This is a genomic window from Ensifer sp. 38_S197 (assembly GCF_056924495.1).
Map to the genome: position 1 here is coordinate 111,859 of NZ_JBXOVZ010000001.1, position 12,748 is coordinate 124,606.

Annotated in this window: 16 protein-coding genes; 7 read left to right on the forward strand and 9 right to left on the reverse strand. The window is 59.3% G+C overall.

Annotation, left to right across the window (positions count from 1 at the left end):
- Window positions 1-3: 3 nt before the first annotated feature.
- From AC1Z3V_RS00350 to AC1Z3V_RS00365, 4 genes are all read right to left on the reverse strand, one after another.
- Window positions 4-768 carry an amino acid ABC transporter ATP-binding protein gene (locus AC1Z3V_RS00350; RefSeq protein WP_483496573.1) on the reverse strand — a complete coding sequence of 255 codons (765 nt, stop codon included), beginning with the start codon at window positions 766-768 and terminating at the stop codon, window positions 4-6.
- Window positions 765-1,424, reverse strand: a complete 660-nt coding sequence (locus AC1Z3V_RS00355; RefSeq protein WP_483496575.1) for an amino acid ABC transporter permease — start codon at window positions 1,422-1,424, stop codon at window positions 765-767. Before AC1Z3V_RS00355 ends, AC1Z3V_RS00350 begins: the two co-directional genes overlap by 4 nt.
- Window positions 1,425-1,437: 13 nt before the next feature.
- Window positions 1,438-2,085 (reverse strand): amino acid ABC transporter permease, encoded by a 648-nt coding sequence (locus AC1Z3V_RS00360; protein WP_483496576.1) that lies wholly within the window; start codon window positions 2,083-2,085, stop codon window positions 1,438-1,440.
- Between the two features lie 77 nt (window positions 2,086-2,162).
- Window positions 2,163-2,945, reverse strand: a complete 783-nt coding sequence (locus AC1Z3V_RS00365) for an ABC transporter substrate-binding protein (RefSeq protein WP_483496578.1) — start codon at window positions 2,943-2,945, stop codon at window positions 2,163-2,165.
- A 140-nt stretch (window positions 2,946-3,085) separates the two neighbouring features.
- Between AC1Z3V_RS00365 and AC1Z3V_RS00370 the strand changes: the two genes are divergently transcribed.
- Window positions 3,086-4,045: a LysR family transcriptional regulator gene (locus AC1Z3V_RS00370; protein ID WP_483496580.1), complete on the forward strand. Its 960-nt coding sequence runs from the start codon at window positions 3,086-3,088 to the stop codon at window positions 4,043-4,045.
- Here the strand turns inward: AC1Z3V_RS00370 and AC1Z3V_RS00375 are convergent.
- Window positions 4,033-4,476 carry an acyl-CoA thioesterase gene (locus AC1Z3V_RS00375; RefSeq protein ID WP_483496581.1) on the reverse strand — a complete coding sequence of 148 codons (444 nt, stop codon included), beginning with the start codon at window positions 4,474-4,476 and terminating at the stop codon, window positions 4,033-4,035. The genes AC1Z3V_RS00370 and AC1Z3V_RS00375 overlap by 13 nt on opposite strands.
- A 342-nt stretch (window positions 4,477-4,818) precedes the next feature.
- On the opposite strand from AC1Z3V_RS00375, the gene AC1Z3V_RS00380 reads away from it, so the two are divergent.
- Window positions 4,819-5,004 carry a hypothetical protein gene (locus AC1Z3V_RS00380; RefSeq protein ID WP_483496583.1) on the forward strand — a complete coding sequence of 62 codons (186 nt, stop codon included), beginning with the start codon at window positions 4,819-4,821 and terminating at the stop codon, window positions 5,002-5,004.
- Between the two features lie 31 nt (window positions 5,005-5,035).
- On the opposite strand, the gene AC1Z3V_RS00385 is transcribed toward AC1Z3V_RS00380, so the two are convergent.
- The 4 genes from AC1Z3V_RS00385 to AC1Z3V_RS00400 form a co-directional block, all read right to left on the reverse strand.
- On the reverse strand, window positions 5,036-5,446 hold the full coding sequence (locus AC1Z3V_RS00385; protein WP_483496584.1) for a hypothetical protein: 411 nt from the start codon (window positions 5,444-5,446) through the stop codon (window positions 5,036-5,038).
- Window positions 5,447-5,530: 84 nt separating this feature from the next.
- Entirely contained in the window at window positions 5,531-6,262 is a 732-nt protein-coding gene (locus tag AC1Z3V_RS00390) for a thermonuclease family protein (RefSeq protein ID WP_483496586.1), read from the reverse strand.
- Window positions 6,263-7,672: 1,410 nt separating this feature from the next.
- Window positions 7,673-8,356, reverse strand: a complete 684-nt coding sequence (locus AC1Z3V_RS00395) for an IS630 family transposase (protein ID WP_483499485.1) — start codon at window positions 8,354-8,356, stop codon at window positions 7,673-7,675.
- The gene (locus tag AC1Z3V_RS00400; protein WP_483496587.1) at window positions 8,290-8,733 is read right to left on the reverse strand and encodes a helix-turn-helix domain-containing protein; all 444 of its coding nucleotides are present in this window, start codon (window positions 8,731-8,733) and stop codon (window positions 8,290-8,292) included. The genes AC1Z3V_RS00395 and AC1Z3V_RS00400 overlap by 67 nt, the downstream gene beginning before the upstream one ends.
- Window positions 8,734-9,150: 417 nt before the next feature.
- On the opposite strand from AC1Z3V_RS00400, the gene AC1Z3V_RS00405 reads away from it, so the two are divergent.
- From AC1Z3V_RS00405 to AC1Z3V_RS00425, 5 genes are all read left to right on the forward strand, one after another.
- Complete coding sequence (locus tag AC1Z3V_RS00405) at window positions 9,151-9,579, forward strand: hypothetical protein (RefSeq protein ID WP_429817771.1); 429 nt, start codon at window positions 9,151-9,153, stop codon at window positions 9,577-9,579.
- A gap of 1,127 nt (window positions 9,580-10,706) precedes the next feature.
- Complete coding sequence (locus AC1Z3V_RS00410) at window positions 10,707-11,282, forward strand: nucleoside 2-deoxyribosyltransferase (protein ID WP_483496588.1); 576 nt, start codon at window positions 10,707-10,709, stop codon at window positions 11,280-11,282.
- Window positions 11,283-11,659: 377 nt separating this feature from the next.
- On the forward strand, window positions 11,660-11,887 hold the full coding sequence (locus AC1Z3V_RS00415; protein ID WP_429817767.1) for a helix-turn-helix transcriptional regulator: 228 nt from the start codon (window positions 11,660-11,662) through the stop codon (window positions 11,885-11,887).
- Window positions 11,887-12,270, forward strand: coding sequence for a HipA N-terminal domain-containing protein (locus AC1Z3V_RS00420; protein ID WP_483496590.1), 384 nt, complete (start codon window positions 11,887-11,889; stop codon window positions 12,268-12,270). The genes AC1Z3V_RS00415 and AC1Z3V_RS00420 overlap by 1 nt, the downstream gene beginning before the upstream one ends.
- A 120-nt stretch (window positions 12,271-12,390) precedes the next feature.
- On the forward strand, window positions 12,391-12,729 hold the full coding sequence (locus AC1Z3V_RS00425) for a type II toxin-antitoxin system RelE/ParE family toxin (protein ID WP_483496591.1): 339 nt from the start codon (window positions 12,391-12,393) through the stop codon (window positions 12,727-12,729).
- Window positions 12,730-12,748 lie beyond the last annotated feature (19 nt).

Here is a 12,748-nt window from a genome sequence, read left to right on the forward strand (position 1 = left end):
CCTTCACGCCGCCAGATACTTCTTGAGGAAGGCCCGCGTGCGCTCCTGCGTCGGTTGGCGGAAGATCTCGCCTGGCGCCCCCTGCTCGACGACGACACCGCCATCCATGAACAGGACACGGTCGGCGACCTCACCGGCAAACCGCATCTCATGTGTGACAATCAGCATGGTCATGTGCTCGGCGGCGAGTTGCTTCATGACCGCATTCACTTCGTCGACCAGTTCCGGGTCGAGGGCCGAAGTCGCCTCGTCGAAGAGCATCACTTTCGGCTGCATCGCAAGCGCCCGGGCGATTGCGACGCGTTGCTTTTGTCCGCCGGAAAGCCGGGACGGAAAGGCATCGACCTTGTCGGCAAGGCCGACCTTCGACAGGAGTTCAATGGCGAGTTCACGCGCCGCCGCATTTGCCATGCCCTTCAGAATGATCGGCCCCATGGTGATGTTCTGGAGCACGGTCAGGTGTGGGAACAGATTGAAGTGCTGGAACACCATGCCCATCTGTTGGCGCACCGCATTGATGTGCCTTTCGAAGGCCTGACCTCTCAGGTTCTGGTTGACCTGAACGCCATCAAGCCAGACTTCGCCACCATTCAGCGTCTCCAGATGATTGATCGATCTCAAGAGCGTGCTCTTGCCCGAACCGCTCGGGCCGATAATCGCGACGATCTGGCCGCGCGCCACGGAGAGATCGATGCCCTTCAGGACTTCCAAGGCGCCGTAATTCTTGCGGGCACCCTTGACTTCGACCATAGGTCTCTGAGCCGTCATCGTGAAACCTCCACGTTCTTTTCGACCTGGCGCAGACCCGCTTCAAGGACGAGATTGAGGATGTAATAGAGAGCCGCGACCGTGATGTAGAATTCGAACGGCCTGAAAGTCTCGCTGATCGCGAGCTGTGCGGCGTGGACGAGTTCGGCGATGCCGATAATCGAGACGAGCGAGGATTCCTTCAGCAGCACGATCAGGTTGTTGCCCATTGCCGGAATGGTGTTGCGGATCGCCTGCGGTACGATGAAGTAGCGCAGCGTCTGCATGCGGCCGAAGCCAAGGCTGCGGGCGCCCTCCGTCTGTCCGGCATCGACTGCCACGATACCGGCGCGAAGGATGTCGGCATTGTAGACGGCAAAATGCAGGCCGAGGCCGATGATGCCGGCGATCAGCGCCAGGATCTTGAAGCCCAGCTGTCCGAGCCCGTAGTAGATCAGGAAAAGCTGGAGGAGCAGCGGCGTACCCATGAACAGCCACATGAACGCCCGCACCGGCAGGGCCACGGTCTTCGGTGCATAGAGCACGACGAGGGCGAAAACGATGCCGAAGACGAAGCTGATCAGGGCGGCGGAGATGGTCAGGACAACCGTCCACCAGACGCCCAGCCAGAGGATATCGGCATAGGGGGGAACGACGCTGAAATCGAGACCTTGCATGCGCGTCTCCCCCTCAAGCGATGGCGTAGCGTCGGTCGACGAGATCGACGACCCGCGCGACGACATAGACGATGATCATGTAGAGCACGGCGGCAACGCCGAAGATCTCGAACGGCTTGTAAGTCGAACCGATGTAGCGCTGCGCGGTATAGGTGAGCTCGACCACTGAAATCGTCGAGACGAGTGCTGATCCCTTGACGAGGGCGACCGCGTTGACACCGAGCGGCCGGATCATCAGGCGCGCGGCTTGCGGCAAGATCACCTTGCGCATGGTCTGGAACCGGCTGAAGCCGATCGAGCGTGCTGCCTCCGTCTGGCCGCGATCGACCGAGAGCACCGCGCCGCGGATGGATTCCGCCATGTAGGCGCCGATGTTGAGACCAAGGCCAATGACGCCGGCAGCAAATGGCTCCAGATTGATTCCGACCTGCGGACCACCGAAGTACAGCACGAAGAGCTGGATGAGGCACGGCGTGCCGCGAAACAGGCTGACATAGGCGGTACCGAAGGCGCGCAGCAGCAACGAGCGCGACATCTTGGCGGCGGCGATCAGGAACGCCACCACCAGTCCGAGCGCAAGCGCAAGTACCGAAATCTCGATCGTGATCCACGCCGCTTCCACGAAAAACGGGAAGACGCGCTCAACCAGCGAAACGTCCATGGGAAAACTCCGGAAGGCGAATTCATGAGCTCCGGCCGCGACTCATGCGGCGGCCGGAGAGACAGGAAGCTTGGGGATCAGCGGATATCGCTGCCGACCCATTCCATGGCGATCTTCTCGTAGGACCCGTCTGCCAGCATGTCCTCAAGCGCCTTCTGCATCGCCGCCTTCAGTTCCGGATTGTTCTTGCGGATAGCAATGCCGATCGCGACGCTGCCGCCTTCGATGTCTGGCGTTTCCAGGCGACGGACCTTTTCGCCTGTTTCCTTGACGGCGACCATGACCGGAATGTTGTCGACGACGATCGCGTCGACACGACCGCTCTTCAATTCCATCAGCAGCTCCGGCAAGCCCTTATAGGTACGGACGTCCCAGCCGCCCTGCTCGCGTGCCCACTTCTCGTGCGTTTCGCCGAGCGTTACGCCAAGCGTCTTGCCCTTGAGTTCGTCGAGCTTTTGAACACTGGATTCCTCGCTGACGAAGACGGCGCGACCGGCATGGTAATAGGGACCGACGAAATCGACGACCTTCTCCCGCTCCGGCGTGATCGTCATCGAGCCGACGATCGTATCGTATTTGTTGGCGAGCAGGCCAGCGATGATGCCGTCCCAGGCGGTTGTGACCAACGTGCCCTTAACGCCGACACGCTCGGCAATTGCCTGGCCGATCGACGCGTCGAAACCGACGACCTGGTTTTCTTCATTGACGAAATTGAACGGCGGGTATTGGCCCGACATGGCGATCTTCAGTTCGCCGGCCGCCTTGACGTTCTCGAGGTCATCGGCCTTCGCCGAGACAGCGGAGAAAGTTGCAGCGATGGTCAGCGTCGCGGCCAGCAGGCCGGAGAATAGGCTCTTCATGAAATGTTCCTTGTTCCTCTGGGTGAATGCGCCTTCTGGTGCGCTTGGGCTGGCACGCAGGCGCCTTCCGAATTTCATGATTGCTTCTGCTTCAGCATTGCGCAAATAGATAATGGAAATAGAAGGCATAGATTTCAGGAATGACTTCACCCCGATTGGAACGGCTCGTCTGGGAGCTCGACTGGAACCTTTTGCGCACCTTCGTGGTGATTGCTGAGGTCAAAAGCATCACGCGTGCGGCCGAGCGGCTAAACCTCAAGCAACCGAGCGTGAGCAATGCACTTCGGCGGCTTGAAGACCGCGTCGGGCGGCGCCTGGTCGAGCGGGATGCGACGCGCTTTGAACTCACCGAAGTGGGACAGCTGCTCTACGAACAGAGCGTCGAGGTCTTCGGCACGATCTCGCAACTGCCGCAACTCGTGCGCGGCGTCAGTGACGACGTCACCGGCCATGTTACGATTGCGGTTGCGAGCCATGTGGTCTCGCCGATCTTCGACCGGGCGCTGATGGAGTTCCACCGCAGCTATCCGCGTGCCACGCTTACGATCAACGTCGGACCGAGCGGTGAGGTCACGCGCCAGGTCCGGGAGAAGCGTGCGTCCTTCGGACTTTGCCTCGTCAGCGTCCGGGATCCGGCGCTCGACTATCTCATGGTCTTCAGGGAGTTTTTCGGCTTCTTCTGCGGCCCCCACCACCGGCTGTTCGGCCGGCAGGGATTGAAGCTTGCCGACCTCAAGGGCGAGACGTCGGTTTCGTTCCATACGGACCATATCGCCGATGCGCTCCGCCCTGTGGCGCTGCTTCGCAGCGAAGCCAAGCTCAACGCCAATGTCGTTGGCGTCTCGTCCAGCCTCGAGGAGGTGCGGCGAATGACGCTTGCCGGTCTCGGGGTCGGCTCCCTACCGCTGCATGTCGCCCGCCGCGATGTGGCTGACGGGCTTCTCTGGCGTCTGCCGCCCTACGACAATGCGCCCGCCATCGATATTTTCATGCTGACGAACCCTGAAAAGGCGATCAACCGGGCCGAGAAGGCCTTGATCGCCGGCTTGCAGACGCTGATTGCCGAAACGCCGGCTGAAGAACGCGTCTACGCCGATTGATCGCGAAGCCGCGCCGGCTCAGTCGACAACAGCGCTTCGGCCCGCTTCCGCGCGTCCGGCTCAAGCGCAATCGCCGCGCGGGCCTGAAGATCGAAGCGTACGGTCGTGGTCCTGTTGATGGCGTGTACCACGCTGTCGAGCGTACCTGACATGATCTGCTCGAAACTGACCGAGGAACGGCCGAGCTTGATGACGCGCGAGCGGATGGTGACCAGCGCGCCAGCCTTTGTTTCGTGCTTGTATTCCATCTCGGAGCGTACATCGGCCCACCCCCTGCCCGGGTCTGCCTCAGCGCCGGCGATATGGCCAAGAAGCTGAAAACTCGCGTCGTCGAACATCGCTGCGTAGTGCCGCACGTTCATGTGCCCCATCGTGTCGCACATCCATGGGTGGGCAACGCCGACATAGGTTGTCAAAGCCTGGATAGACATGGAGCGCGCCTCAATCGTCGAGTTGTGACCGGTTGCGAGACATAGCGGATGGCCAATGCCTCTGTCCATCGCGGTCGAGCGGGAATTCTGAAAAGTCAATAGACTCAACTACTTCCAAAAATTTTGGACATTTTTTGCGCACCCTGGGAAGCCGTGTTTGGTAGCGCTGGGACCATCTCAGGCGCCCCCCGGGTTTCATTCGGACGGTTTGTCACGTCGAATTGACTTCAGCAATTCATTGACGTCGCCGGTAGCGGCATGAGTTGGCGGCGGAAAGTCGGGTTTACCCGGCCTTTTTTATTGCCCGTGGCATTACCCCCCTACTCGCTATGGACTCCGATCTTGACGCAGCTCGCAGGCGCTACAACGGTCTGTACCCCGGATCGCCTGATCAAGCAGGTCGGCGATACGGTGGAGCCGTATTATCAGTTGGTCGTGATGCGCGACATCTGGGAGCACGATATGCCGTTATCGGACAGTGCGATTGCGTGCGTCGAGGCGATCACCCCGCCCGGATGTTTCTCATGATTGCACTAGCCTCGCACAGCCCGCAGGCTCTTCAGCCGCCCTCGGCTTGTCGCGATAACTCAACAGCTGAAGCGGGGAATAACTGTTTGCCGGCGAGGTCTCCGAGTAAAACAGTAACAGCCCAAGCGGCCGCCACGCCGACAAGTACCGCCAAAGCTCTCCTGAATGGCCGCGTCCGAAAAAGATACATCGCAATGCCCAGGGGAGTTAAAAGGATCACCGCACATTTGGTCGACCAGGAGGGCTCAGCCGTCTCCAGCGACGCCGCGTCCGATACAATGACGACGTAGGTAAAGCCGACAAGCAGGAATGCTGAAAACAGAAACCACAGGGTTTGGTATAATGGATAGGGCAAAACCAACTGGTCTACCGCCGTCACCAAGAACTGAAAGACGACTAGGGATGCCATCAACACGTTGCGCGCTTTCAAGCTTTCTTGCATCCGCGACCTCCTCATTAATAGAGCTTACGGCTGTCCCTGCCTCGGTAGATCGTCGCGCCGCCAATCGCTTCTGCTCTCGGCGCTCTATCCGCACCACGACTGCTTGAAACCAATCCAACGGTGCGCCAGGCCCTCGTCGACAAGTTGGGCGCCGAGCGATCGGCCGCCTCGGTAGACCTTGCGCAGCTTTCGCCCATACTTGTCCTCGTCGCGCATACCGGCTTTGAGACCGAAGGCGCCGGCATTCAACAGCGACTGCAGGCGCAGCGTCGCTTGCACGCCAAGGGCTTTCTCCTCAGCGCATCGCGGCTCCCCGATCTCAGGAGTATTGATGTCCGCGATACGGTACTTCACGCCATCGAGCCAAAAGGTGTCACCGTCGACGACGCAGGTAATCCGCGCCGTGACACCGCATACGGGGAAGGATGCTTCGATAACGTCTTCCGGCGGCATGGTGGCCCAGCCATAGGCCCCACCCATTAAGATGCCGACGATAGGCAGGACAAATACCCACGGGGATAAACGCCTTCGGGGCGTCGCCCCGCGATTGATCGGATTGGATTTGGTGAACCTCCCTTCGGCCTCCCGCAACGCTCGCGGCTTGCCAGTCCCTTTTGGAGCCAGGTCGCGACCAAACACGGAATTGGCGAGGAGTATCGCGAAAAGTAGCACGCCGCTTATGATCAGCGCGAAAGGAGAGTGGTTTCCGCCTCCAGCGCGCCATCGCCTGCGTGCCTCGGCGTCACGTGGAAGTAGAAGTAGAAGTGGGCCGAGCACCAAAGCACGGCGGCTTAACCCCTCGGATGTGACGCGCATCTGGTCCCCTCAGCAGTCGAGCATCAAGTTTAGGTAAAGCTTAATAAGTCATGACTGTAACGTGCACTGTGCGAGCATTCAAGCTCTTGGTTGCAGTGGGCACACTGGTCGCTCATGACCTTCGCAAACTCTGCTGTGGCATAGGTCCAAATGTCGTTGGTGGCGGCTTCGCCCGCGGTCACCCCCGGTGCCACGTGGGAAATGGGCCGAGCCAGATTGAGGTCGGCCGCGACATCGTCAACCACGGAATTGAACTTGGCAGACTCGATAGTCGTATTCGGGACGGCAACTGTCCCTGCTGGCCTGCTGTATACTTTTGAGCCGTTTCGAGGCATTTCCAGCTCTCCATAGAAAAAGGCCCCAAAACGAGAGCCTTGTCATGTCAACGGTTTTTCGGTTTCATTGCCCCAAGTACCGAGGGACAAGGATGAGCGACCAGAGATTTCAAATTGAGTCCCTGCCGATCACACGCGGGCGCCTGGAGGGCGCACCGACATTGATCGGAGTTGGAAATGCATCACAAGCGACGGAAACCAAAGAACGCGCGCGCCGGCTGCCTACTGTGCAAGCCTTGTAAAGCCAACGGCGCCTGTCCGAGACATCAGGACATGAAGCTCGGCAACCTTCGCCGATATCAGGCTGGTACACACCAGCTTCGGTGCGAGGGCCTCCGGTAGGTCAGCAAAGAAACCCGAGGCCAGTCCTCGGGTTTTTCTTCGATCCTGGGCCTTCGTCAATTCCCACATTTCTCGTTTATGCTGTGGAGACGCAGATCAACCACAACCGTCATGAGCCGTCCCGCGCAACGCTGAAGATCATCGGCGTGCTTACGGCCGTGATCGTACTTGCGGTTGCCGTACCCCTCCTCGGTTGAGATGGGCGCTCGACATCGTCCCTGACGAGGCGATCTAGGTTGTCGACGGCATAATCGCCGGATTATGCATCGGCTTCGTTCTCGGCCGATGGGATACTATCCGTCAGTTCCCCACGTCCGGCAGAAAATGAATAGCCAGCCCGGCCACCACCCCTCTCGCACCGTCGACATGCGTTGCTTATCACGTTTTGCTGAGCACGGCGAAGGATGGCGTCATTGATCTGGTCTCGCGCGGCACCCTTTGCAACGCTAAGGCGCCCGATATCTTCCGCCAGTTTGCCGGCGTTTGCATCGGCATTCTTCTGGACCACTCTCCTCACGAGTGCCTGACCAATTTGCCTGCCGTCCCCGTCAGTGTCGCATCAGAGGAGATATCCTGCCCTTTCGATACCTCGCCGAGGAGCTGATTGAAACGGGCACCCATCGCCGTGTCTGAGCCGCGCGTCACGCGGTTTGCCGTGTCGGCGAAGACGTTTTCGCGATCGATCGAGTTGAGAACATTGTCGGCGTTATCTTTGACGACTGGGTCCGAGAGACTAAGCAGAGATTCTCTTGATGGCCAACGGATGGAAGCGGGCTTCGTGGTTGAGGGCGGTTACGGCTCTGATGATTGCTTGTTCGAGGGCGTGTTCGGTGGCGAAGGTCTGATGAGCGAGATGATGGGCTTTGAGGTTTTTCCAGACGATCTCGATGTCGGTGAGTTCGGGGGCGTATTTGGGCAACCACTCGATGGTGAGCCAATGGGCACGGGTCTCAAGCGCGGCGCGCGACGCTTTGCTGGTGTGGATTGGCCCGTTGTCGAGCACCAGGACGACCGGCCTGCCGGCCACGCCGGGCTTGGGGCCATAGCCTGCGTCGAGCGTCTCCAGGAGGGCGATGAAATCGGCGCTGCGCTTGGTTTTCGAGGTTTCGACGACGAGCCTGCGCGCGGCCCAGTCGAAAGCACCCATCATGGCGATCTTGCGCGCCTGGCCGGGCGCGGGAACCCGCAGATCGGCGCCGCGTCTGGCCCAGCAACGCGCCAGATAGGGATGGGTGAGCGCCTCGCTCTCGTCGCCGAAGAGGAGGATGATATCGCCCGCCTCGGCCTGTCGCTTGCGCAGGTGCAGCCGCAGGCCGGCGCACTCGACGGCCTGCGGGTCCTGGCGGTTCTTCAGCGAGTGCCGGGGCCGCCGGAAGCCAAAGCCCCTTTTTTGCGCAGCGTTTTCGAAAGCTGCGATCGGGAGATGCTGAGCCCTTCGCGCGCCTCGATCTCGGCGGCAAGGCGCGCCAGCGTCCAATTGTTGCGGTCGGCGACCGGCGCCGACAAGAGCGGCCCGGCAACCCGAAGCGCGGCCTCCGACTTCACCGGCGCCGGGCCGGCCGCGACGCGCTTCCTGAGGGCCGTCACCGACCCGGCCATGAAATCGCTGCGCCACAGCCGCACCGTATCCTCACGAACGCCGAAGGCTTGGGCGATCCGCGCGCTCGTCCAGCCGTCAAGTGTCAGCAGGATCGCCCGCGCCCGGTCCGCCTCGCCGCGATCCCGGCTCGCCGCCAGATGCTCCAACGCTGCACATTCCTCCTCCGTCGCCTTCACCAGAGATTTCCCCGCCATGCCACCGCTCCCGAATCAATCCCGGAAACGGAATCACAACGCCAATCTGTTGGCCAGAGCACGCAAAGCTGCTTAGCTCGATTACCGACATCTGGACGTTGACTCGCCGGCGCGCCGATGAGAACATTTGCGGAACACGCAAATGGAAGGCATGCATCATGAGTGACGAGAAGAGCACGGACCCGAGAGCGGATTCCTTGCTTGTGAACCACTGGTGCGAACATCCTGGCTGCAAGGCGTGGGGCAGTTTCGGCTTTGCGATCGGCAGAGGAGCGCCGAATTGGTTATGCTTCGAACACCGACCGGAGAGCTGGCCGCCCTCGAAGCTGCCATAGACAATCAAGCGTCAGGCGGAGGCGCTTTTCCTCAACAGTGCGGCACAACACCAACCGGCAGATACCTGCCAGGAGAGAATCTGTGCCTGATTATAAGAACCTCGACCAAGTCATCTATATCCGCCTCACGACCACGCGAACTCCGATAAAACGGGCGTACGCCGGAACGGGCCAGTCACGGCGCCGGGAGAAGCCCAGCGCTCATTGGTTCGCGAAGTCGATCGTTGAGGGCATCCGCATCAATCATCGGATCGAACGTGGCGGAGCCGCCGTCGACGAAGCCGAGATCATCGGCGTTCTGGCGGACGAGCTTTGGAAGGTGTCCGAAGCCGTGGCGAAGGACCTCGTGGGCATTGACGCGAACAAGAGAGACAACGCCAAGAGGACGATCACGAGCGCGCTGCTGGTGGCCCTGACCGACAGATACGAATGCACATTCTTCATGCCGAAGTATCACGGCATGGGCCCGTCCTCCTATGGTCGATCGGGAAGCGGAGAACCTCGGACTTAGGTCTGGCGCGCTCACGCAAAGGTCGGAGCTGCGTTGCCGAATTTGCATTGCCCCGCCATTGCTGTTTTAGCACCAACGGTATCGGAGGCCCCGCCGTTGGCGCCAGTGATCCCAGAGCGCGACCCCAGCCCCAAGCGACCCAGCGCTCTGGGGTCCACCTCAAGGCTAGGTTCCGCCAAGGTCGAGCGCGCGGAAGTTCAGGCTTGAGGGATCAAAGCTGAGAACTGGAGAGGATGCGTAAAATGAAGAAGCTATTATCCACCTTCGCAGCCGTAGTCCTAGCTGCATCCTTCGCCTCATCGCTAAACGCCGCTCCGATCCTCGTGCCAAAATCCGAACAGATGCAGGCCGGCGACGTCGAGCAGGTAAAACACCGGAGCCATCGCCATTGGCATGCGGATCGTCACTGGGACCGACGGTACGCCTATCGTCCCTGCGGTTACTACGGAAGGTGCTACCCTCGTTACTCCCGGGATTACGGATATCGTGATCATTACCGATACGGCTATCGTGACTATTACCGCTACGAGCGGCGGCAAGGCGTGACAGTCTACTTCGGTTACTAGCCGACAACGCCCTGTTTGAGCAGCACAATCTTTCAATGGCCCCACGTGACAGCGAGGCCATTTCTTTGCTTTGCCGCCCGCCCCTGCCCCGAATTTACCTTGGTGAAGCCTTCGAGCCAGCAACTCTATTTCTAAGGGAAATCTCTTATGAATCCATCCGTAGATGGCTAATGACAAGAAAGGCGGTATCAGTCGACGCTAAAACACGCAGGAGAGCCGAACCGTCTATGGAAATTGCGCGAATGTTTCGCGAGATAGTTTCGAGCGTGATCGTGTATCCCCGCGCGCCTGGCGAGGCCTACAGTTAGGAGACCAAAGGCTGGTCGGCTGGAATCGCCGGCAAGAAACTGTCGGCTGTTTTAACGTCTCACCCCACCCGTTTCTCGATCCGCCGATCTGTCGCGCAGTTGGTGGTCCTGAAGGGGTCTCCTAGAGCGGGTCGTGTCCGTTGCGGTTTGACAAAAGGCGAGAAAAATCCGTGGGTAAGCACGCTTGCTTTGGTCCGCAGCTAGGCGCGCCGGCGTTGCTCTCCTAGATTGGCCACCTGAAACGTGAGGAGGAATGCGCGTGAAAGTCTATCTCGCTGGCCCGGAAGTTTTTTTGTCCAACGCGGTCGAGATCCAAAAGGAGAAAGCGGCTCTGGCGCGTGCGGCCGGCTTCACGCCTCTGGTGCCCGGCGACCTTGAAATCCCACCAGCCCCCACCAAGCATGAACGCGGCCAGGCGATCTATGCCGTCGATGAGGGTATGATGCTGGCATCCGACATGATCATCGCCAACCTGACGCCGTTTCGCGGCATCAGTGCCGATGTCGGCACGGTGTTCGAACTGGGCTTCATGTGTGGCCGTGGCAAGCATGTCTACGCCTATACCAACACCTCGCGCAGCTACTACGAACGTATCCTGGATGACCATTACCGGGGTAACGCTGCGCTGCGCCCTGACGGACGCATGGCCGGCCCCGACGGCCTCAGCATCGAAGATTTCGACATGGCCGACAATCTCATGCTGGACGGCGGCATCCTTCGCCGGGAGGGAGTGTTGATCAAGCGCGAAGTACCGGAGGCCGATCGCTTCACCGATCTCGAGGCTTTCAAGGAGTGCCTGGCCATCGCCGCAAGGCGGCACCTGGGGTAGAGTTACGGTCGATCCTGCCGTCCGGCAAGGGCCTGCCGAAGTCAGAGAAGTCATCGACTTTGACGGACCCGTCGCCGCCCTAGACACGAAGGGCGAAAGCTTTGCCGTGATCTACCGCTATCGCCGATCGCTCGGTCGCCAGCCGTGTAGTTCTCCATCCCTTCGGCATCATCGAGGCATCAAGGGCTGGTTCAATCCTCTCCGTTCGCTTATGCGCATCAAACGATTGGTCGGGCCGAGACAATCTCCTATAAAATTTGCCGATCGGGAGATTATCTGCGGAAGCTATCCCTGACCGCGTTAATTTTCCCGTTCGGGAAAATTAATCTCGACAGGACACCCAATATTTTGTTATTTTCCCGAGCGGGAAAATAATGATGGCAAAGCGCGTTAAAACTCCATCTGATATCGGCACCTTGATCCGAAGTGCACGCAAGGAGCAAAACTTGCGGCAGGACGAACTTGCCGGCGCTGCCGGCGTCGGGCTCCGGTTCATTGTCGATCTCGAGGCCGGCAAGCCGACAGCTCAGATAGGAAAAGTGTTGCAGGTTCTGCAAACGCTCGGCTGTTCGGTCGATATTCTGGCTCCTGGTGAACGCAGATAATGACGGCAAGGGTTCTCAACGTCTGGTGGGATGGTCGAATTGTCGGGCAATTCACCCAGGACCGGCACGGCGATATCGGCTTCGCCTACGCTGAAGCTTGGCTTGACGATGAAAGCACACTTCCGCTTTCAGCCTCCCTCCCGAAGCGCCCGACACGTTTTTCCCGTCGTGATGCAGACCATTTTTTGGCGGCCTGCTGCCCGAAGAGAGCCAGCGCCTGGCTGCAGCGCAGGCATTGGGCGTCTCACCTGCAAATGATATCGCGCTGCTCGGTCGCTTGGGCGGCAATGTTAAGGCTTAAAGTATTGTTGGCCGACGCCCAATCGAAGGTGCCAGTTGTCCGAATTAGCGTCAGATTGCCCAAAGTGATCCATCCACATTGAATTTCTGAATGACTGTCGCTTATCGACGCGATGCGTTAATCAATGATTGTGCAACGCTATCCTGCACACGCGAGGAGCGACTTATAACGTTGACATTATATAATATGAAAGCTATATCCCATGACATGGAATGTGGTGTTTGATGATGACTTCGCTAAGGAATTCGCGGAGTTTGATAAAGAGGTAAAGATTGAACTGCGAGCCATGGTTTCGCTCCTTGAGGCTCGTGGACCTGAGCTCGGACGACCACGGGCTGATACCCTGAATGGTTCGGATTACGCAAACATGAAGGAGCTTCGGTTTGATGCGGCTGATGGGGTTTGGAGGGCAGCCTTTGCATTCGATCCAGAGAGGAAAGCCGTTGTCCTTGTCGCCGGAGACAAGTCGGGTACGAATGAAAAGAAGTTTTATAAGAAACTGGAGGCCTCTAAAAACCTCCCCTTCAGCCTGTTTTCGTGATTCAATCCGGCTTGCGTGA

Bases quoted from the DNA above. Each gene is read 5' to 3' on its own strand.
- AC1Z3V_RS00350 (WP_483496573.1), bottom strand. From the start codon at position 768: ATGACGGCTCAGAGACCTATGGTCGAAGTCAAGGGTGCCCGCAAGAAT.
- AC1Z3V_RS00385 (WP_483496584.1), bottom strand. From the start codon at position 5,446: ATGCAAGAAAGCTTGAAAGCGCGCAACGTGTTGATGGCATCCCTAGTC.
- AC1Z3V_RS00355 (WP_483496575.1), bottom strand. From the start codon at position 1,424: ATGCAAGGTCTCGATTTCAGCGTCGTTCCCCCCTATGCCGATATCCTC.
- AC1Z3V_RS00360 (WP_483496576.1), bottom strand. From the start codon at position 2,085: ATGGACGTTTCGCTGGTTGAGCGCGTCTTCCCGTTTTTCGTGGAAGCG.
- AC1Z3V_RS00365 (WP_483496578.1), bottom strand. From the start codon at position 2,945: ATGAAGAGCCTATTCTCCGGCCTGCTGGCCGCGACGCTGACCATCGCT.
- AC1Z3V_RS00390 (WP_483496586.1), bottom strand. From the start codon at position 6,262: ATGCGCGTCACATCCGAGGGGTTAAGCCGCCGTGCTTTGGTGCTCGGC.
- AC1Z3V_RS00370 (WP_483496580.1), top strand. From the start codon at position 3,086: ATGACTTCACCCCGATTGGAACGGCTCGTCTGGGAGCTCGACTGGAAC.
- AC1Z3V_RS00420 (WP_483496590.1), top strand. From the start codon at position 11,887: ATGACGGCAAGGGTTCTCAACGTCTGGTGGGATGGTCGAATTGTCGGG.
- AC1Z3V_RS00375 (WP_483496581.1), bottom strand. From the start codon at position 4,476: ATGTCTATCCAGGCTTTGACAACCTATGTCGGCGTTGCCCACCCATGG.
- AC1Z3V_RS00415 (WP_429817767.1), top strand. From the start codon at position 11,660: ATGGCAAAGCGCGTTAAAACTCCATCTGATATCGGCACCTTGATCCGA.
- AC1Z3V_RS00400 (WP_483496587.1), bottom strand. From the start codon at position 8,733: ATGGCGGGGAAATCTCTGGTGAAGGCGACGGAGGAGGAATGTGCAGCG.
- AC1Z3V_RS00425 (WP_483496591.1), top strand. From the start codon at position 12,391: ATGACATGGAATGTGGTGTTTGATGATGACTTCGCTAAGGAATTCGCG.
- AC1Z3V_RS00410 (WP_483496588.1), top strand. From the start codon at position 10,707: ATGCGCGTGAAAGTCTATCTCGCTGGCCCGGAAGTTTTTTTGTCCAAC.